The 19,537-nt window shown below is 67.9% G+C and carries 18 protein-coding genes; 6 read left to right on the top strand and 12 right to left on the bottom strand.

Annotated features, from left to right (window positions below):
- Positions 1-9: 9 nt before the first annotated feature.
- The 4 genes from ACP694_RS11150 to ACP694_RS11165 all read right to left on the bottom strand — a co-directional run bounded on the left by ACP694_RS11150 (position 10) and on the right by ACP694_RS11165 (position 5,969).
- Entirely contained in the window at positions 10-3,147 is a 3,138-nt protein-coding gene (locus ACP694_RS11150) for an efflux RND transporter permease subunit (protein WP_426012365.1), read from the bottom strand.
- On the bottom strand, positions 3,147-4,286 hold the full coding sequence (locus tag ACP694_RS11155; protein WP_426012367.1) for an efflux RND transporter periplasmic adaptor subunit: 1,140 nt from the start codon (positions 4,284-4,286) through the stop codon (positions 3,147-3,149). Before ACP694_RS11155 ends, ACP694_RS11150 begins: the two co-directional genes overlap by 1 nt.
- 118 nt (positions 4,287-4,404) lie before the next feature.
- Positions 4,405-5,094: a hypothetical protein gene (locus ACP694_RS11160; RefSeq protein ID WP_426012369.1), complete on the bottom strand. Its 690-nt coding sequence runs from the start codon at positions 5,092-5,094 to the stop codon at positions 4,405-4,407.
- Positions 5,095-5,192: 98 nt separating this feature from the next.
- Positions 5,193-5,969, bottom strand: coding sequence for a class II aldolase/adducin family protein (locus tag ACP694_RS11165; RefSeq protein ID WP_426012371.1), 777 nt, complete (start codon positions 5,967-5,969; stop codon positions 5,193-5,195).
- Between the two features lie 158 nt (positions 5,970-6,127).
- On the opposite strand from ACP694_RS11165, the gene ACP694_RS11170 reads away from it, so the two are divergent.
- Positions 6,128-6,808: a spermidine synthase gene (locus tag ACP694_RS11170; RefSeq protein WP_426012372.1), complete on the top strand. Its 681-nt coding sequence runs from the start codon at positions 6,128-6,130 to the stop codon at positions 6,806-6,808.
- A 5-nt stretch (positions 6,809-6,813) separates the two neighbouring features.
- Here the strand turns inward: ACP694_RS11170 and ACP694_RS11175 are convergent, their stop codons facing one another.
- The 4 genes from ACP694_RS11175 to dapA form a co-directional block, all read right to left on the bottom strand.
- Positions 6,814-7,647, bottom strand: coding sequence for a DUF2145 domain-containing protein (locus ACP694_RS11175; RefSeq protein WP_426012374.1), 834 nt, complete (start codon positions 7,645-7,647; stop codon positions 6,814-6,816).
- A gap of 9 nt (positions 7,648-7,656) precedes the next feature.
- Positions 7,657-8,019, bottom strand: a complete 363-nt coding sequence (locus ACP694_RS11180) for a hypothetical protein (RefSeq protein WP_426012376.1) — start codon at positions 8,017-8,019, stop codon at positions 7,657-7,659.
- Positions 8,020-8,257: 238 nt separating this feature from the next.
- Positions 8,258-8,716 (bottom strand): SsrA-binding protein SmpB, encoded by a 459-nt coding sequence (gene smpB, locus ACP694_RS11185; RefSeq protein WP_426012377.1) that lies wholly within the window; start codon positions 8,714-8,716, stop codon positions 8,258-8,260.
- Entirely contained in the window at positions 8,716-9,600 is an 885-nt protein-coding gene (gene dapA / locus ACP694_RS11190; protein ID WP_426012379.1) for a 4-hydroxy-tetrahydrodipicolinate synthase, read from the bottom strand. Before dapA ends, smpB begins: the two co-directional genes overlap by 1 nt.
- A gap of 242 nt (positions 9,601-9,842) precedes the next feature.
- On the opposite strand from dapA, the gene ACP694_RS11195 reads away from it, so the two are divergent.
- Positions 9,843-11,996: a transglycosylase SLT domain-containing protein gene (locus ACP694_RS11195; RefSeq protein WP_426012381.1), complete on the top strand. Its 2,154-nt coding sequence runs from the start codon at positions 9,843-9,845 to the stop codon at positions 11,994-11,996.
- On the opposite strand, the gene ACP694_RS11200 is transcribed toward ACP694_RS11195, so the two are convergent.
- Genes ACP694_RS11200 through ACP694_RS11215 form a run of 4 tightly spaced genes read right to left on the bottom strand, consistent with a single transcriptional unit; the run spans position 11,975 to position 15,234 of the window.
- Positions 11,975-12,811, bottom strand: a complete 837-nt coding sequence (locus tag ACP694_RS11200) for an ABC transporter ATP-binding protein (protein ID WP_426012383.1) — start codon at positions 12,809-12,811, stop codon at positions 11,975-11,977. The two genes, ACP694_RS11195 and ACP694_RS11200, sit on opposite strands and share 22 nt — an antisense overlap.
- Positions 12,808-13,794, bottom strand: a complete 987-nt coding sequence (locus ACP694_RS11205) for a FecCD family ABC transporter permease (RefSeq protein ID WP_426012385.1) — start codon at positions 13,792-13,794, stop codon at positions 12,808-12,810. Before ACP694_RS11205 ends, ACP694_RS11200 begins: the two co-directional genes overlap by 4 nt.
- The gene (locus ACP694_RS11210) at positions 13,791-14,594 is read right to left on the bottom strand and encodes an ABC transporter substrate-binding protein (protein WP_426012387.1); all 804 of its coding nucleotides are present in this window, start codon (positions 14,592-14,594) and stop codon (positions 13,791-13,793) included. Before ACP694_RS11210 ends, ACP694_RS11205 begins: the two co-directional genes overlap by 4 nt.
- Positions 14,595-14,598: 4 nt before the next feature.
- A complete protein-coding gene (locus tag ACP694_RS11215; RefSeq protein WP_426012389.1) occupies positions 14,599-15,234 on the bottom strand; it encodes a TetR/AcrR family transcriptional regulator in 636 nt (211 codons plus the stop codon).
- A 170-nt stretch (positions 15,235-15,404) separates the two neighbouring features.
- On the opposite strand from ACP694_RS11215, the gene ACP694_RS11220 reads away from it, so the two are divergent.
- From ACP694_RS11220 to ACP694_RS11235, 4 genes are all read left to right on the top strand, one after another.
- Positions 15,405-16,814 (top strand): glycosyltransferase family 2 protein, encoded by a 1,410-nt coding sequence (locus ACP694_RS11220; protein ID WP_426012391.1) that lies wholly within the window; start codon positions 15,405-15,407, stop codon positions 16,812-16,814.
- A gap of 17 nt (positions 16,815-16,831) precedes the next feature.
- The gene (locus ACP694_RS11225) at positions 16,832-17,752 is read left to right on the top strand and encodes a class I SAM-dependent methyltransferase (RefSeq protein ID WP_426012393.1); all 921 of its coding nucleotides are present in this window, start codon (positions 16,832-16,834) and stop codon (positions 17,750-17,752) included.
- Positions 17,746-18,537 carry a TrmH family RNA methyltransferase gene (locus ACP694_RS11230; RefSeq protein WP_426012581.1) on the top strand — a complete coding sequence of 264 codons (792 nt, stop codon included), beginning with the start codon at positions 17,746-17,748 and terminating at the stop codon, positions 18,535-18,537. Before ACP694_RS11225 ends, ACP694_RS11230 begins: the two co-directional genes overlap by 7 nt.
- 190 nt (positions 18,538-18,727) lie before the next feature.
- Positions 18,728-19,054 carry a DUF3892 domain-containing protein gene (locus ACP694_RS11235; RefSeq protein WP_426012395.1) on the top strand — a complete coding sequence of 109 codons (327 nt, stop codon included), beginning with the start codon at positions 18,728-18,730 and terminating at the stop codon, positions 19,052-19,054.
- The last annotated feature ends 483 nt before the right edge of the window (positions 19,055-19,537 follow it).

Here is a 19,537-nt window from a genome sequence, read left to right on the forward strand (position 1 = left end):
TCACCCGGGTCAGACGGGTGAGGCTTGCCCCTCACCACTCTTCTCGCGAGCTTCATAGTCCTCGATCTGCCGCGACGTCCACTCCGGAGACTTCGTGAAGCGGGCCAGCAGGTTGTAGAACACCGGGACGATGAACAGTGTCAGCAGGGTGGAGAAGATCGCGCCGGTAAAGATCACCGCCCCGATGGTCTTGCGGCTGCCCGCCCCCGCCCCGGTCCATAGCATCAGCGGCAGGGCGCCCATGGCGGTGGCGATCGAGGTCATGATGATCGGCCGCAGGCGCAGAGCGGCGGCCTCGATCACGGCCTCCTTCACCTTCAGGCCTTCGTCGCGCAGCTGGTTGGCGAACTCGACGATCAGGATGCCGTTCTTGGCGGCGATGCCGACCAGGATGATCAGGCCGATCTGGCTGTAGGTGTTGATGGTCGAACCGGTCATCAGCAGGCCAAACAGCCCGCCCAGAACGGCCAGGGGCACGGTCAGCATGATGACGGCCGGGTGGATCCAGCTTTCGAACTGCGCGGCCAGCACCAGGAAGACCAGCAGCAGGGCCAGGCCAAAGGCGATGCCGACGGCGCCGGAGGCTTCCAGGAAGTCCTTGGCCTGGCCGCCCCACTTGACGCTGACGCCGGGGCTCGGATTGGCGGCGGCCTGGTCCTGCAAGAATTTCACCGCGTCGCCGACGGTGTAGCCGGGCGACAGCTGCGCTGTCAGGGTCACCGAGCGAAGGCGATCGACGCGTGGACGGTCCGGAGCGTCGCCCCGCAGCTGGGTGGTGACCACGGTCGACAGCGGCACCAGCGCGCCCGACTGGGTGCGCACCTGCAGCCGGTCCAGGTCAGCCAGGCTGCGGCGCTGCTCGAGGCTGGACTGCAGGATGACGTCGTATTCCTGGCCGTTCTTGATGTAGGTCGTTGCCCGGCGCGAACCGAACATCGTCTCCAGGGCCCGACCGATCGACTGGGCCGAGATGCCCAGGCTGGCGGCCTTGTCGCGGTCGATCTGCACCGACAGGCGCGGCGAGGTGGGCTCATAGTCGATGCGGGGACGGGACAGGCCCGGATTGTCCTGGGCCTGAGCCAGGATCGGCTTCAGCCAGTTGGCCAGCTCGACATAGTCGTTGCCGGTGGCGATCAGGTCGACATTGGTGCCGCCGCCACCGCCTCCGCCACGCTGGAAGGCACCGCGCACACTGGCCACGGCGCGCACGCCGGTGATCTTGCTCAGGGTCTTGTTGAGCTCGGCGGCCACCTGGTCGGCGGTCTTGTTCCGCTCCCCCCAGCCCTTCAGCACCAGCACGCCATTGCCGGTGTTGAACTGGTTCTGGCCAAAACGCGGCACCGCGATGATGGTCCGTGCGGCGACGCCGTCGGCGCGGTACTTTTCAAGCTGCTTCTCGACGGCGTTGGCGGCCTTGACCGTGTAGTCGAACCCCGCGCCCTCGGGCCCGTTGATCGAGATATCGACGCGGCCGCGATCCTCGGCGGGGACCAGCTCCTGCGGCAGGGCGACGAACAGGCCGCCGGCCACCAGGGCCAGGACCAACACCACGGCACCCGTCCCGATGGCGCCCGCGCGGGCGGCGAGCAGGCGTTCCAGCGAATGGCGATAGCTGTCCTTCAACCGGTCCATCGCGTGGTCGACCTTGCGGTTGAACCAACTGCCGCCCGAGGCGGGCTTCAGCAGCTTAGAGGCCAGCATCGGCGACAGGCTCAGCGCCAGCAGGGCCGAGAAGGCCACGGCGGCGGCGATGGCCACGGCCAGCTCGACGAACAGCCGACCGATATAGCCGGGCAGGAACATCAGCGGCGCGAACACCGAGATCAGCACGATGGTGGTGGCCACCACGGCGAAGAAAACCTGCCGGGTGCCGCGCAGGGCCGCGACATTGGCCGGCTCGCCCTCGTCCACGCGCCGCTGGATGTTCTCGACCACGACGATGGCGTCATCGACCACCAGGCCGACGGCCAGCACCAGGGCCAGCAGGGTCAGCAGATTCAGCGAGAAACCCAGCGGCGCCAGGATGATGAAGGTCGAGAGGATGCAGATCGGCGCGATGATCGAGGGGATCAGGGCCGAGCGCCAACTGCCCAGGAACACCAGGTTGACCAGGGCCACCAGGCCGATCGAAATGCCCATGGTGACCCACACCTCGTGGATCGCCTCGGCGGTGAAGATCGAATTGTCGACCGCCTTGATCAGCTGGGTGCCGATCGGCAGCGTCTTGTTGATCTCGACCAGTTCTTTGTCGACCACCTTGGAGATGGCCACGTCATTGGCCTGGGACTGGCGGGTCAGGAAGATGCCGACCTGGTTGACGCCGTTGCCGCGGAAGATCTTGCGGCGCTCGTTGGAGCCCTCCTCCACCCGCGCCACGTCGCCCAGGCGGATCACGAAGCCGCCAGCGTCGGCCGGACGCAGGGGCAGCTTCACGAAGTCCTCGGGCTTGGAGTAGCTGCGGGCGACGCGGATGGTGAAGTCCTTGGAGTCACCCTCCAGCGCCCCTGCCGGCAATTCGACGTTCTGACTGTTCAGCGCGGCCTCGACGTCATCGACCGTCACGCCGCGCGCCGCCATGGCGTCGGGATCGAGCCAGATGCGCATGGCGTAGAGCTGGCCGTTCAAGCCGGCCTGGGCCACGCCCGGCACGGTCGACAGGCGCTCGACCAGATAGCGGTCGGCATAGTCGGCCAATTCCAGCGGCGAGAGGGTCTTTGAGGTCAGGTTCAGGATGACGATGGGCGAGCTGTCGGCCTGGGCCTTGGCGATCTGTGGCGGATCGGCCTGGTCGGGCAGGTTCGAGGTCACCCGACTGACGGCGTCGCGCACATCGTTGGCGGCCGCGTCGAGGTCGCGATCCAGGGTGAAGGTGATGGTGATCTGCGAGCGGCCGTCGCGCGAGGAGCTGTTGACGCGGTCGATGCCCTGGATGCCGGCCACCTGGCGCTCGATCACCTGGGTGATGCGCTCCTCGATAACCTCGGCCGAGGCGCCGGTATAGGTGGTCGAGATCGACACCACCGGCGGGTCGACATTGGGCAGCTCACGGATGGCCAGGCTACTGAACGCGGCCAGGCCGATCACGCACAGGATGATCGCGACGACGGCCGCGAAGACTGGGCGGCGTACGGAAAGGTCGGAAAGCATCAGCCGGCCTTCTTGCCGGGCTGGCCGCCCTGGGCCTTGTCATCCTTGCCCGCGCCCGGCTGTCCGCCGCCGATCGGCGCGCCATCCTGCACGCGGTTCAGGCCGTCGCCGACGATCTTGTCACCAGCCTTCAGGCCCGAGACGATCTCGACAAACCCATCGGACGACAGGCCGGTCTGCACCGTGGTGCGACGAGCGACCTGGCCCTTGGGGCCCTTGGCGATCAGAAACACCGAGGCCTGGGTCCCCTCGAACTGGATGGCGGCTTCCGGTACGGCCAGGGCCTGGTGCTGGCCTTGGTCGATGCCGACCTTGATCAGCATGCCAGGCTTCAAGCGCCCGCCAGCATTGGGAAATTCGGCCCGAGCCTTGAGGGCGCGGGTCGCGGGGTCGATGCGGGTGTCGATCTGGGCGATCCGGCCGGTGAAGGTCTCGCCCGGCAAGGCGTCCGGCGCGGCGGTGATCATCAGGCCGTTGCGCAGGATCGGCAGATAGCGGTCGGGCACCGAGAAATCGACGCGGATCATCGAAACGTCGTCCAGACTGACGATCGGCGTTCCGGGGCTGATCAAGGCGCCCGGCGCGATGTCGGAAATGCCCACCACGCCCGAGAACGGCGCGCGGATTACCCGGTCCAGCTTTTGGGCGCTGGCCGAGCTGACGGCCGCGCGGGCGGTGTCGCGGGCGGCCAGATATTGCTCGGCGGTGGCGCGTGGGGCGATCCCCTTGTCGGCCAGGGTCTTCCATCGCGTGTATTCGCGGTCGGCTTGAGCGTAGCGGGCCTGGGCCTCGGCGATGCCGGCGTTCTCCTGGTCGGCCTTCAGTTCGACCAGCACCTGGCCCTTGGAGACAGCTTGGCCGTCACTGAAGTGCACGTTGGTGATCAGTTCGGCGGTGTTGGAGGTGATGGTTACCGACTGGCGGCCCTTGGCCACGCCCAGCACTTCCACCCGGTCGGTGAAATCGCGCGGCTTGACGGTGATCTGCGACACGGCGATGGCGCGACCGCCACCCCCACCGCCGCCGGGCCCGCCTTGGTTGGGGGCCTTGCCGCCGAAGGCCAGCTTGAGCCCCCCGACCAGCAGCATCAGCAGAACAGCGACGACCGCCGCGACGAGAAAGAAGTGTCTGCGGATCACGAAAAGCTCCGGGCGCCGAGGAGAGTCGGCCTAGCTTGTGCACTGTGGCTCATATGCCGCCTGCTCTAACCCGCGTCCAGTGACACACAGATGACCGGATGTCTCAGTTTTGAAACAGTCAGAACCTGCGCCAGACCGCCAGGACGACACCCCGATCGGCCGGAGTCTCCCGACCGGCTAGCGTCTGCCGCCACCCAGCCTGCACGCTCCAATCGCCCAGGTCACGAACCACCGATAACTCGCTCTTGATCCAGCGCGACCCGATGGGTCGAGAGTCCGCCTTGCCGGCATAGGTCTGGGCCAGCAATAGCCAGGACTTTGCGGGACGAAGGCCCAGGGTGGCGTCGAGGCGCGTCTCGTCGGCCAGGCCGCTCCGCTTGAGCCGCGCGACCTGGAGGTCTCCGAACACGTGGCGTCCGCGCCAGTCGCGCGACGTCCCCGCCAGCAGCCGGGCTTCCAGGACGGCGTCGCCCCTGCCCGGCGCGGCGTAGCCAGCGTTGCGCCCCACTCCGTCCTTGGCGGCGCCCAGATAAAAACTGACGACTGATCGATCCGTACGCACCACGGCGTATCGCAGCCCCAGTTCGATCGGCCCCCGTCCATCATAGGCCACGAAACGGTCGTGGCCGCGGGTCACCCCGGCCTTGGCCTGCAGGGTGAGACGCTTCGTCAGTCCATACTCAGTGTAGAGCGACAGGCTCTCGTCACGGCGATGATCGATGGCGAGCAACTGGCCGGCGGGATCAAACCCCTCGTCAGCCTGCTGGTCCTCGTATTTCAGGATCGCCAGCCCGTGGCCGTCCGACATGGGCCAGGCGCCCGCCTGGGCGGCGTGGGGCAGCGCGCAAAAGAAAGCCGCCGCGATCGCCAGGATCGCAGCGGCCCATCGTTTTCGCCGTCTCGGCGTCAATCTGCGTAGCCGGGAGACTCCCGGTCGAGCTTGCGGATACAGCCGGGCCAGGCCAGGCCGGCGATCATGCCCATGCCCATGCCGGTTTGGCTGCGGACCTCGGCTTGAGCATTCTCGGGCGCGTGGAGCACGTTGCCTGGACCGGCGCTGAGCGCCATCACCTGCTGGGCGCAGGCGCGTTCGAGGAAGAACATCCCCAGCCAACACTCGGCCGCCGTCATGCCCACCGACAGTGTGCCGTGGTTGCGTAACATCATCAGCTTTTTGTCGCCGAGGTCGGCCACCAGGCGTTCCCGTTCGTTTAGGTTGAGCGCAATGCCTTCATAGTCGTGATAAGCGAGCTGAGGCAAGACAATTAGTGATTGCTGCGACAGCGGCAACAGGCCGTCGCGGTTGGCCGAAACGCCCACGCCCTGGTCTGTGTGCAGATGCATGACGAAGTGGGCGTCTTCCCGCGCGGCGTGGATCGCCGAATGGATGGTGAAGCCCGCCGGATTGATGAAGTACGGCGTCTTGTCAATGACATTGCCGTCCAGATCGACCTTGACCAGCATCGAAGCGGTCATTTCGCCGAAGAACATGCCGTAGGGGTTGATCAGGAAATGGTGCTCGGGCCCGGGAATGCGGGCCGAGACGTGGGTGAAGATCATGTCGTCCCAGCCGTGCAACGCGACCAGCCGATAGAGCGCGGCCAGATCGACGCGGGCCTTCCACTCCGCCTCGCTGACCTGGTCCTTGAGTGACGTAACGATCGGCGATGTACCGTCGGCCATGGCGGATCCTCCCTAGGTTATCATTGTTAGCTTGAGGGTCGCGCCGCTGGAGCCTTGCGTCAAGCGGCTAGGACGGCGGGGGCACACACTCACCCCACAACCGTTGATCATCGACCACCACCCGGGCAATGAGTGTCTGTCCCCAATCGCGAGTCCCCATGATCCCCTGGCAGCATCTTGATACCGCCCAGGTCCCCGGCGACGGCGACGGCGACGCGCTGCGGCTGATGCGGCGGGGGACCGAATATTCCATCATCACCGGTGGCATCGAGCTGATGAACAGCCGGCTCAGCGGTTCGGAAGAGGCCATGGCCACCCTGGCCTTCGAGCGGGTCGGCGCACGGTCAAAGGCGCGTGTGCTGATAGGCGGCCTGGGCATGGGTTTCACCCTGCGCGCGGCGCTGGGCGCGTTCGGGGATGACGCCCGGATCGTCGTCGCCGAACTCGTGCCCGGCGTCATCGCCTGGGCGCGCGGCCCGCTGGGCGCGCTTTACGGCAACAGCCTGTCGGATCCTCGCGCGACGATCCACGAAGGCGACGTCGGCGCGCTGATCGGCGCGGGCGAGGCCGCCTGGGACGCCATCCTGCTCGACGTCGACAACGGGCCGGGCGGCCTCAGCCGCAAGGAAAACGACGGCCTGTACAGCCCCGCCGGCCTGGCTGACGCCAAACGCGCCCTGCGTCCTGGCGGCCTTCTGGAGGTCTGGTCCTCGACCCGCGACACGGCCTTCACCAACCGATTGAAGCGTGCGGGCTATGCCGTTGAGGAAGTTGGCGTGCGAGCCCACAAGGGCCGTGGCGCGCGGCATGTGATCTGGCTGGCGACCAAGCCGGCCTAGATCCGCTACCGCGCGAAGGTCAGGCTGTAGGCGTCGCTGAGCAGGCCGTTGTCGCGCATAAAGGCGGCGATGCTTTCATAGGTCGCGGTGCGCAGCGGCCCCGAATGATCGTCGGTCCTCAGCCGGGCGTCGGCCAGCGGCGCCAGCAACCGCAAGACCGGACCGGTCTGGATCTTGGTGGGCGTGTAGTGAGCCCGCAGGTCGGCGCGAATCTGGTCACGGTCGGTGGTGTCCCAGACGGCCGAAGCGATCACGTCGAGCATGAATCCGTTGCAGTTCTGGTATTTCGGCGACAGCGGATTGGCAATCGTCGAATAGGCCGGATTATGCAGGGCCGCGTAGGTCGGGGAATCGATGACCGCCAGCAGACGGCGCTGCACTTCCGGCGAGGGCACGATGACGGCGACGTCGTCCACGGTCGAGCCGCTGGTGAAGTCGTAGGGGAAATCCTGGACCAGCCGCGATACGGTGGTGGGCCACGCCTTTCCGTCCCCCGCATAGAGATTATAGACCGCATAGCCGTGTTCGACCTTGCCCTCGGCGGTCTTGACGTCGCGATACACCCAGAACGCGCCGTGAGAATAGGCGATGCCCTTGGGAAGCGCCTCGCGCGCCCGTCCCGCCCGGAAGACGATCGCCACTCGTGCGCCGCGGCCGGCCAGGTCGCCCTCGATCTGCTTGGAGAAGCGGGCGACCTCGGCGGGGGTGAAATGGGTCAAGGCGCCCGAGGTCGAGACGCTGTCCTGCGCTTGCACTGGCGCGGGCAGGATCGGTACGATCAACGTCAGGGCGACCACGGCCAAGGCGAGCGCCCTTCCGTGAAAACGATGCGGGGTCATCGCGGACTCCTACGGTTTGGCGGCGGGTGGCTGGGCGTCGTGAGGCAGCCGTGGCGCGGGTTGGGCCACGATGACTTTGTTAGTCACGGGTAAGGGCGTCGAGGCGAAGGCGGTCGCGCCGCCCGCCATTTGGCCGGCGCCGACGCCCGATGCGACCAGGCTTTCCCCCGTCACCACCGATCCCGTTGCGGCAACCGACAGAGGCAGCACGGCCACGGCCGAGAGGGTCTGGACGCCGGAGGCGCCGAGGCCGGCGACCACCTCAGTGGAGGCCTTGGCGGCGTTGGAGCCGTTCTGGACGCTATCCTGTGCGAAGGCCGCCACGGGCGCGGCGAAACTCGCGAGGCAAGCGAGAGTGACAAGTGAACGCATGGCCGTCTCCTTCCAAAGGTCCTTGAGATAAGTGAGCACACACTTATAAGAGTGAATATACACTTACACGATCTTGTCCAGCGCTGCTTGCCAGGGCTGTCAGACCCGCGTGGCGCGTCGAACCCGCAGAGAGGCTGAGAGCGCTCAGCGTTACAGCTGACCGCAGCGGGTTGGTCTCGGCTTGGCAGTTAATTCAAGAGCGGCGCCCTCGCTGATCGCCTGGGCGATGAGCAGGCGATTAATCCGACCGATCGCCCTTCATGAGCCGCGCCTTGTCGCGCTGCCAGTCGCGGGCGGCTTCGGTTTCGCGCTTGTCATGGTTCTTCTTGCCCTTGGCCAGACCGATCTCGAGCTTCACCAGACCCTTGTCGTTGAAGTAGATTTTCAGCGGGATCAGGGTCCGCCCGTCGCGCTGCACGGCGCCGATCAGCTTGTCGATCTGCTTGCGGTGCAGCAGCAGTTTCCGGTGCCGGCGTGGCTCGTGATTGAAGCGGTTGGCCTGGCCGTAGGGCGGGATGTCGGCGTTGATCAACTTGATCTCGCGCCCTTCCACCGAGGCGTAGGACTCGGCGATGTTGGCGCGGCCCACGCGCAGCGACTTGACCTCGGTGCCGGTCAGCATGATGCCGGCCTCGAACGTCTCTTCGATGAAATAGTCGTACCGCGCGCGGCGGTTCTCGGCGATCGGCTTGGTCATCAGACCAGACCCGCCTCGCGCATGGCCTCGAGGATCAGCGGCTTCACCGCCTCATCGCACGCTGAGATCGGCAGCCGCACGGTCGCCTCGCACAGGCCGAGGTGGGCCATGGCGAACTTGGTCGGCGACGGCGAGGCGTCGAGGAAGAGCGCCTTGTGAAGCCGCACCAGCCGGTCCTGCCAATACAGAGCGGTCTCCCACTCACCGCCCAAGGCAGCGTTGATGAAGGTGACGCAGGCCTCGGGCGCGACGTTGGAGGTCACCGAGATCACCCCGTGGCCGCCATGGGCCACATAGCCAAGCGCCGTCGGATCGTCGCCCGACAGCATTACCCAGTCGGGGCCGCACAACACGCGCTGCAGGCTGGGCCGGGTCATGTCGCTGGTGGCGTCCTTGATGCCGACGATGTTGGGCAGCTTGGACAGCCGGGCCAGGGTTTCGTTGGTGATGTCCGAGCCCGTACGACTCGGCACGTTGTAGACCAGCACCGGAAGCTGCACGGCGTCATTGATCGCCTTGTAGTGCAGATAGATACCCTCCTGGCTTGGCCGTACATAGTAGGGCGAGACCACCAGGGCCGCGTCGGCGCCGACCGCCTTGGCGTGGGCGACCAGCTCGATCGCCTCGGCGGTCGAGTTCGAGCCCGCGCCGGCGATCACCGGCACGCGGCCTCGCGTGGTCCGCACGCACAGTTCGACGACGCGCTTGTGTTCCTGATGGCTGAGGGTGGCGGTCTCGCCGGTGGTGCCGACCGGCACCAGGCCGTGCACGCCGGCGGCGATCTGGCGTTCGACCAGCGCCACGAACGCTGTCTCGTCCAGCGCGCCGTCGCGGAAGGGCGTGACCAGCGCCGGAATGACGCCCTTGAACGGAGAATGAGCCATGAGTTGCAATTTGCCGTGAGAAACGCGCCGCGACGGTTGCGGCCTGAGGATGGGGGCGGACAATATGTCTGGGCCCCCGGGTCCCGCAACCGGTCCTTGAAGCTCGTATAGGGATTTGGGTTCGTTTCCGAGGGGGTCAATCCCCGGCGAAGCGGTCTATAGCTGTGAAAGACTGGCGAGGTCGCCGCAAATCGGCCCCGCATGCCCCTGAAAAGGGCAAGGAAATCGAAGGAGACCGCGTTTTGGCGTCAGGGTTGGCTAAAGTTGTGCTGGGCGGGATTGGTGTCGTGGCGCTCTTCGGCGTCGCCTTGGCCCAAGACCAGGACGCGGCCGATCTGCCGGGCGCGCCCCAGCCCTATACCGGCTCGGCCATGCCGCGCGGCCTGATCACCACCCCGCCAACCGCCAGCTACGCCACCCCCGCCGAGGCGGACGCAGCCAATCTGCGCACGGCGGTGACCAGCCGCGACCCGTCGACCATCCGCATGGCGATGAGCGGCATCCAGGACCCGTTGTCGCGCAAGATCGCCCTGTGGGCTCTGGTCGACGCCGGCGCCGAGAGCATGAGCTTCTTCGAACTGGACCAGGCCCGCCGCGACCTGTCCGGCTGGCCGAAAGCCATTCGCCGCGAGAACGCGACGGAGAAGGCCCTGGCCACCTCGGGCCTCGACGCCGAGCGGGTGATCGCCTGGTTCGGCGGCAGCGATCCGAAGACCGCCGAGGGCGCCATGGCGATGGCCGCCGCCTACCAGGCGGCTGCACGCGGTTCTGACGCCGCACGGGTGATTCGCCGTTTCTGGCGCGACGAGGTGTTCGAACTGGACGCCCAGCGCGGGATGTTGGCTCGGTTCGGCTCAGTGCTGACCCCCGACGATCACGTGCGGCGGGCCGACATCCTGTTATACGGCGCGCAAGGACCGGCGGCGCGCGACATGGTTGCCCTGCTGCCCTATGACCAACAAGCCGTCGCCCAGGCGCGGATCGCCCTGCGGTCCAACGTCGGCAACGCAAACGCCCTCTACGCCGCCCTCACGCCTGGCCAACAGGCGTCGCCGGGCGTGGCCTTCGAGCGCGCCGCCTATCTGCGCCGCGCGGGGATGGACACCCTGGCCCTGCCACTGGTGCGCCAGTTCGCCAATCCGCCGCCGACCGACGAGGCGGCCTCGGCCATCTGGCGCGAGCGTAAGCAACTGGTGGTCGGCGCGCTGAAGGCGGGCGACAGCGCCGGGGCCTACGCTGCCGCCGACGCTCACCTGAAAAGCGGGTCGGACGCGGCCGAGAGCGAGTTCTACGCCGGCTGGATCGCCCTGACCCGCCTGAGGCGCCCCGACGACGCGGCAGACCACTTCGCCCGAATCGCCGCGATCGGCGCTTCGCCGATCACCCGCGGCCGGGCCCTCTACTGGCAAGGCCGCGCGGCCGAGGCGCAGGGCGACCAGATCGCCGCCAAGGGCTTCTATTCGGAAGGCTCGCGCTACATCACCACCTTCTACGGCCAATTGGCCGCCGAAAAGGCGGGACTGAAGGAGATTCGGCTCGAACGCGACCCGACCATCACCCAAGCCGACCGCGCCCGCTTCGAGGGCCGCGAGCTGGTGCGCGCCGCCCGCGCCCTGATGGCCGTCGGCGCTCGCGATCAGTTCCGGGCGTTCGTGCTCTATATCGACGATCAACTGCCCTCGGCCGAGGAGGAGGCTTTGCTGGTGGACCTGGCGCGGGGCTATGGCGACCAGGATGTGGCCATGCGCGCCGTGCGCACCGCCGCCCAACGCGGCTTCATCCTGGCCGAGCGCGGCTATCCGCTGCTGAACCAGCATTTCACGCCGGGACCGGGCGCGGCCGAGACGGCCTTCGTCTATTCGATCTCGCGCCAGGAAAGCAATTTCGACCCCAACGCCCGCTCCGCGCCCGGGGCGCGCGGCATGATGCAATTGATGCCGGCCACTGCGGCCTTGGTGGCCCGTCAACTCGGCGAGAGCCATAGCGTCGATCGCCTGTCCGATCCCGTTTACAACATGCGCCTGGGCTCAACCTATCTGGGCAGCATGGTCAGCACGTTCAGCGGCTCCTACGTCATGGCCGCCGCCGCCTACAACGCCGGTCCAGGCCGCCCCGCCCAGTGGACCGCCCTGTGCGGCGACCCGCGCGGCGCCGCCACCGACCCGCTCGACTTCATCGAGTGCATCCCGTTTTCCGAGACCCGGAACTATGTGATGCGCACGCTCGAGACGACCATGGTCTACCGGGCGCGGCTGAACGGCAATGTCGCGCCGCTGACCTTGTCGTCCGACCTGAAGCGGGGTGGGTATAGCTATGCGACGCCGGGCCCCGGCGCGGCGGCGGCTTCCGCGACGACGGCGATCCCGATCGGCGGCTACGTGCCGGGCACGCGATAGGCTGGATGTGAGAGACCCTCTCCCAGAGGGCTAGCAGAGAGGGAGAGGGTTCGTCTGGCGGCCACCACGACGCCCGCCGGCGTGTCGATCAGCGCCCCATCCAGCTTGAACACCGCTTCGAGCACCGCCGGTGACAAGGCCTCCATCGGCGCGCCATCGGCCGCGACGCGCCCGTGGTTCAGCACCACGACCCGGTCGCAGCATCGCGCCGCCAAGCCCAGGTCGTGCAGCGTCACCACCACCGCCGCCCCACCAGCCGCCTCGGCGCGCAGAAGGTCCAGAGTTAGCAGTTGAGCGTCTGGGTCCAGGCCCGCCACCGGCTCGTCGGCGACCAGCAAAGGCGCACGGGTGGCCAATAGCCGCGCCAGCAGCACCCTCGCCCGCTCGCCGCCGGACATGTCGAGCACGCCGCGGTCGACCAGCTCAGAGATCCCTACTCTTGCCAGCCGCTCGCGGGCGACGGCCAAGGCTTCGCCGGGCGGCAGGTCCGGCGCGCCGAGGGCGGCGACGTCCACGGCCCGCAGGTTCCAGGCCAGGCGGCGTTCCTGCGGCAAATAGCCGACCAGGCGGGCGCGTTCGACCGGGTTGAGGCCGGCCACCTGCCGCCCGCCGAGCAGCGCCTGCCCGGCTTCCAGCGGCATCAGGCCCAGACCCGCACGCAGCAGGCTGGTCTTGCCCGCGCCGTTAGGACCGACGACACCCAGCACCTCACCGGGCGCCACGCTCAGCGACACGTCGTCCAGCACCGAGGCCTTGCCGCGCCGGGCCCCATTGTGTCGGGCTTGGGCGCCTTCGATGGTCCAGGCCGCCATCACGACCGCCAGCTCCGCGCCGCGCGCCAGGCCAGCAAGGCGAAGACCGGCGCGCCAAACAGGGCGGTGACCACGCCCAGCTTCAGCTCCTGCTCGGACGGGATCAACCGGGCCGCCAGATCCGCGATGACCAGCAGTAGCGCCCCGGCCAGGGCCGAGGGCCGCAGGATCTTGCCTGGATCATCGCGCACGGAGGCCCTTACCAAGTGCGGCGCGGCCAGGCCCACGAAGCCGATGACGCCCGCCGCGGCCACCGCCGCCCCGGCCAGCAGAGCCGAGCCGGCAACCGTCGCCATCCGCAGCCGGGCCATTGGCAATCCCGACATCTGCGCGGCCTCCTCGCCCAAGGTCAGCATGCGCAGGCCCTGGGCCGCGTAGAAACAGAGCCCCGCCCCCACCGCCATCGGTGCGAGGGCGCGCAGTATGTCGGTGATGTCCCGGTTCTCGACCGATCCCATCAGCCAGGCCAGCACCTCGGCCATGGCCACCGGCGACGGCGAAAGGTTGAAGACCAAGGCGGTCAGGGCGCCGGCGAAGGCCGAAAGCGCCACGCCGAACAGGATCAGCACTTCCGGCTCGCGAAACCGCGCCGCAAGCCCGACCACCGCCGCGCCGGCCAGCAGGGCCCCGGCCAGGGCGCTGAGCTCGACCGCGCCAGGCAAGGCCGCCAGGCCGCCGGCGATGGCCAGAGACGCGCCCAACCCCGCCATGGCCGAAACGCCCAGCACGCCCGGCTCGGCCAGCGGGTTGCGCAGCAGGCCCTGCATCGCCGCTCCCGCCAGCCCCAGGCCGGCTCCGGTCAGGGCGGCCATGACCACGCGCGGCAAGCGGATGGCCCACAACACCTCGCCGGGCGGAGAGCCCGGCTGTGTCAGGGCTTGATGGTATTGCGCGGCCGACAGCGGACTTTCCCCAAGGGAGATCGCCACCACGGCTGTCAGGACCAGGATCAGCAGGAGCAGAAGTTCAAGACGGCGGGTACTCATCGCCGCGTCGCCTTGGCCAGGGCCTCAGCGCCGTCGGCGGCGAACCAGGCCGAGCAGCCGAGCAGGGCGCCCGGCAGCGAAGCGATCACCCGTCCGCCGGTGGCCTTGCGCAGCGCGGCGTGACGCCCGGGACCCCAGCGGTCCGCGCCCGCCCGCGTCAGGTCGAAGAAGCCCAGGACCACCGCCTTGGGCGGCGCCACCACCAGTCGTTCCAAGGGCGCGGGCGAGAAATAGGGCTGGGTCGAGGCGTTGGTGAAACCGGCCGCCTTCAGCATGGCGTCGATCATGGTGTTCGGTCCGGCCGTATAGCCACCGGGCGTCAGATAGAAGGCGCTGCGTCCCCGCCCCGCCCCGGCCGCCCGCGCCAGCTTGCCATCCATGCGAGTCAGAAGAGCCTCCCCCGCCCCCTGGCGGCTTAGCGCCCCGGCCACCTTGCGGACATTGGCGCGCACGCCGTCGAAGTCGCTGGCGTCGTCGAGGCTGATGGTGCGGATGCCGCGCCGGGCCAGCGCCGCCGTCAGCCGCGCGTCGCCGCCCCACTGCCGCACCACCACGTCGGGCCGCGCCCCCAGCACCGACTCGATCGTCGTGCGCCGCTGAGGAAGCCCCTTGGCCTGGACGCGCAGGAAGGAGTCGGGCGCATCGCTGCGCGGCGACAGGCCGACGACCGTCTCGCGCGGCGCCAGGGCCAGCACATATTGATCGGCGCAGGAATCCAGCGACATCACGCGCTGGGCTGCGGCGGGCCCCGCCATGGCCAACAGACCGCCGACGCACAGGGCGGCCAGGCCAGCACGCATCAACCTAGTCCGTGACCAAGCCGTGCAGCAGGCCGTCGAGCGTGACCTGCATGAGTTCCTCGCGCGGCGCCCAGTCCCGGTCGGGCATGGTGATCATCAGGGCCACGAGGCCGTGGCACGCCGCCCACAGCACCTGGGCGGCGCTCTCGCCCGATCCGGTGCGCAGGCGTCCGGAGGCGGCGATCTCGTGGATCGGGCCGCTGAACTCTTCGAAGCAGCGGTCGCCCAGGTCGGCGGTGGCGGCCTGCTTTTCCTTGGAGATCACGTCGCGCGACCCACAGAACACCAGTTGGTAGGTGTTAGGGTTGTCGAGCGCGAAGCGCATATAGGCTTTCAGCATCAGCTTGACCCGCGACACCGCGTCGATCGGACGGTGGGCGATGTCGACATTGACGGCCAGCAGTTGGCCAATCGCGTCGTCGCTGATCTCCAGCAGGATCTGGTCCTTGTCGCGAAAGTGCATGTAGAGGGCCGTTGATGACACGCCCACCGCGTCGGCGATCTTGCGGATCGTCGCGCCGGCATAGCCCTCGGCGATGAAGATCCTCTCGGCCGCGGCCAAGATCTCACCGCGACGCAGGTGCCCGTCGCCCTTGGGCTTGCGCGCCGACTTGTGCGGCTTCTTCAACGCGACCGTCACGATTTAGCGTTCCCCTCGGCTATCCCCGAACCCGACACTAAACGGGAATCACACAGTCGCCGCAACTCCCCGACAGATTTCCGAAAAACGTGTGTTTTTGCATTTGACAGCCAAGGGTTGAATATTCGCTATCTGCACGCTGGAATTTCTGCGAGCGCAACGGGGGAGCGATGGCGCGAGAGGAGCGACAGCCGCCGACGCTGGTCGGACGCACGCCGCCGCCGCCGGAGGCCGGATCCCCGGCCCAGCCCTTGGCGGACGGCGCGCATCGCCGGCTTTCGACGGCCCAGATGGTCACGCTTGGTGGTCTGGCCATTGCGGTTCTGACCCTTGCCCTCACCCAGCCGTCCCTGCTGGCCGAGTTGTGCCGTTGGACGTTTATGGTCGGCTTTCTGCTCAGCGCCGTAATCAAGCTGGCGGCGGCTTGTACGCCGCGCGTCATCGTCACCCCGCCGGACCCCGAGGACGACGCCCTGCCCGTCTACACCGTGATCTGTCCCTTGTTCCATGAGGCTTCGGTCGCCGCCGAGCTGGTCGAGAACCTGTCGCGCCTGCACTATCCCCGCGACCGGCTGCAGGTGCTGATCGCCCTGGAGGCCAGCGACCATGCGACCCAGGCCGCGTTCCAGGCCCTGCCTCTGCCGACCTTTATCCAGGTACTGATCGTGCCGCCCGGTTCACCCCAGACCAAGCCGCGGGCCTGCAACCACGCCCTTGAGTGGGCGCGCGGAGGGCTGGTGGTGATCTACGACGCCGAGGACGCGCCGCATCCGGGCCAACTGCGCGAGGCCGCCGCCCGCTTCGCGGCCGAGCGTGAGGACCTGGCGTGCCTGCAGGCGCCCCTGCGCATCGAGGCCGACCGACGATTCATCGGCGACCAGTTCGCCCTGGAATACGCCGTCCAGTTCGAGGTGCTGCAGCCGGCCCTGGCCCGCTGGGGCCTGCCCTTCCCGCTCGGCGGCACCAGCAACCACTTTCGCGGCGACGCTCTGCGCGCCATCGGCGGGTGGGACCCCTACAACGTCACCGAGGACGCCGATATCGGCTTTCGACTGACCGCCCAGGGTTACCGGCTGGGCGTCATCGCCTCGCCCACCTATGAGACCCCGCCCACCTTGAAGCCTTGGTTCCCGCAGCGGGCGCGTTGGGTGAAGGGCCACATCCAGACCCTGGCGGTGCACCTGCGCGGGCCGGCGGCCAGGACCCCGCGCGGCCTGGCCTCGTTGATCCTGACCCTGGCCCTGTCGGTGGCGTCGTCGCACCTGCACGGTCCGCTGCTGCTCTGGATCCTCGCCAAGATCGTCGCCGCGTCGCTGGGCTTCCATCAGGTGATCGCCGGCGAGGACGTGGTGGTGCTGGTGTTCGGCTGGTGCTGCGCCTCAATCGCCGGGGTGCGCGGCTTGGAGCGAGCCGGCGGCAAGCCTCGTTATCTCACGCTGTTCGGTGCGGTGGGTTATTGGCCTCTGCAGAGCGTGGCCGCCGCCAGGGCCGCCGTGCAGTTCGTGGTCGCGCCGTTCCACTGGGACAAGACACCCCATACGCCCAGAACGGCCTCCAAGACTGGACGCACCTTGCCCTGAGCGCGTATTGGCGGGCCATGGACCCGACGATCGCCGCCTCCCCCGTTGTCATGCGCACCACCGGCTGGGCCGATTACGCCCTGCTCGACAGCGGCCACGGCAGGAAGCTGGAGCGCTATGGCCGTTACACCGTGGTGCGTCCGGAACCGCAGTGTTTCTGGACGCCCCGGCTCGACGCCAAGGCCTGGGATGACGCCGACGCCATCTTCGACCCTTCCGACGAGGATGAGGCCGGCCGCTGGCGCTTCAAGGGTCGCGCCCTTGAGAAATTCGACCTGGCCTGGGGCGAGGCGAAGTTCCACGGACAGTTCACACCGTTCCGCCACCTGGCCTTCTTCCCAGAGCAAGCTGCCAACTGGGCCTGGCAGGACGCCCGCGTTAGGGCGTTCAAGATGCGCCAGCCCAAGGTGCTGAACCTGTTTGGCTATACGGGCGTGGCCAGCCTGGTCTGCGCGGCGGCAGGCGCGGCCGTCACCCATGTGGACGCCTCGAAGAAGTCGGTTGGCTTCGCCCGCGACAACGCCGCCTTCGCCGGCCTGGCCGAGAAGCCGATCCGCTGGATCGTCGAGGACGCCCGCCGCTTCGTGGCCCGCGAGGTGCGGCGCGGCTCGCAATATGACGGCATTATCCTGGACCCGCCGAAGTTTGGCCGCGGGGCCGACGGCGAGGTCTGGCGGCTGTTCGAGGACCTGGCCGAACTCACCGCGAACTGCGCGCGGCTCCTGGCCCCCGACGCCTCGTTCCTGCTGATGAACGCCTATGCGGCCCGGGTCTCGGGCGCGGCGATGTCGGGCCTGCTGGCCCAGGAGCTGAAGGGTCGCGGCGGGGTCATCGATTGGGGCGAGCTCTCCTTGGTCGAGGAGAAGGGCGACCGCCAGATCGGCCTGTCGTTCTTTGCCCGCTGGTCTTCGGACAGCGCGGTGGGAGCCAGATCATGACCAAGACCGTCACCTCCCTCTCAAACGCCACGGTGAAGGCCGTCCGCGCCCTGCACATGCGCAAGGAGCGCGAGGAGAGCGGCCTATTCCTGGCCGAGGGCCTGAAGATCGTCATCGAGGCAATCGACTGCGGCCACCCGCCCAAGATCCTGATGTACGGGCCCGACGCGGCCGATCACCCGATGCTGCGCAAGGCCGCCCAGGCCTGCTTCAAGGCCGGGGGCGAGGTCATCGAGGTCAATCGCGAGATCCTCGAGAAGGTGTCACGCCGCGACAACCCCCAGGCCGTCGCCGGGGTGTTCCAGCAGGTCTACACCCCGCTCAGCGCCATCGTTCCCCAAAGCGCGCCGTGCTGGGTGGCCATGCAGGCCGTGCGTGATCCCGGCAATCTGGGCACCGTCATCCGCACCGCTGACGCGGCCGGCTGCGGCGGGGTGATCCTGGTCGGCGACTGCGTCGATCCCTATTCTGTCGAGGGCGTGCGCGCGACCATGGGCTCGATCTTCGCGGTCAAGATCGCCAAGGCCTCGATCCAGGAGTTCCTGGCCTGGCGCGAAGACTGGCCGGGGTCGGTGATCGGCACCTTGCTGAGCGCCACCGTTGAGCACAAGAGCGCCGACTACGTAAAGCCGTCGCTGATCCTGATGGGCAACGAACAACAGGGCCTGCCGCCCGAACTGGCCGCCGCCTGCGACGTCAATGTCAAAATCCCCATGCGGGGCCGGGCCGACAGTCTGAACCTCTCGGTGGCCACGGGGATCATGATCTACACGGTCACGGGGTAGTCGGACGGTTCGCGAGCGCCGTTTTGTCAGAGATCCAAGCAGCCGAGCTAGAAGCGTGCTATAGGTGTGGGCGCGTTAAATTTCAGCGCCGTCCCATCGGCAGACCGCTCTCGTCTGCGCCACCCGCTTCGCGCGTCGTCGCCAAGCCTGTCGGTGCTGCTGCGTCAGCTGCCTCTCTACAGAAAAGACCATGATCAAACGCGCCGAAATCACCTGCGTCGCCACAAACGGGCGCCACAGCACCTATGAACGGATCACCCATATCGGCGGCGGCATGGCCAAGCCCTGGACGCTGACGATCAAGGAGGCGATCAAGCTCGTCGACAGCGGCAAGTGGCGGTTCTTCGTCATGCGCGACGGCGAGGCCGTGAAGGTCGAGGCCTTGAACAGCCGCACGGGCTGCCGCTATCTGAAGACCGCCAATGACCGCAACGAGCCTCACGACCTGCTCGCCCTTCCCGACTGTCCGCCCATCGAAGCCGCCGCAGAAGCCGAGAGCGACGTGGAATCGACCTGATCTGCTAAGCCTTGGCGCGACTTAGCCAAGGTCGAGCCCTTCAACGCGTCAGGGCGCCCAGTGAAGGTCGACGCGAGTGGATGCCCAACAAAGTCCAGCAAAATCAGAGCTCTAAACTTTCTCGATTTTTCTTATCCTCACCCTCTCTGACCACCCCGATAATGATCTCACCCCATCGCACGGGGAGGGACGTCGGCCGGCGACCTGACGGGCGGTGAGGCGTGGTCGAGCGGGAAGGCTTGGCCGCCGTGTCTTCTTCGGAAGACGCCCCAGGTCGGTTCGGAGCAGGCTCGCCTTGGTCGCGACGAAGCTCCGGCGCTCAGGGCAGGCGGACAAGCCGACAGGTGCGGGCTGAAATCGCCCGCACGGTCCGGAGGGTTCGCAAGCCTTCCGCCCGCCGGGGGCCCACTTCGGAAGCGGGTTAAGACCCCGCGCTCTGATGGCTCCCGTCTGAAGGCCGCGCGAAGCGCTCGTCTTCGTCGA

This window comes from Caulobacter sp. DWR2-3-1b2, from assembly GCF_049896345.1.
Taxonomy (GTDB): Bacteria; Pseudomonadota; Alphaproteobacteria; order Caulobacterales; family Caulobacteraceae; genus Caulobacter.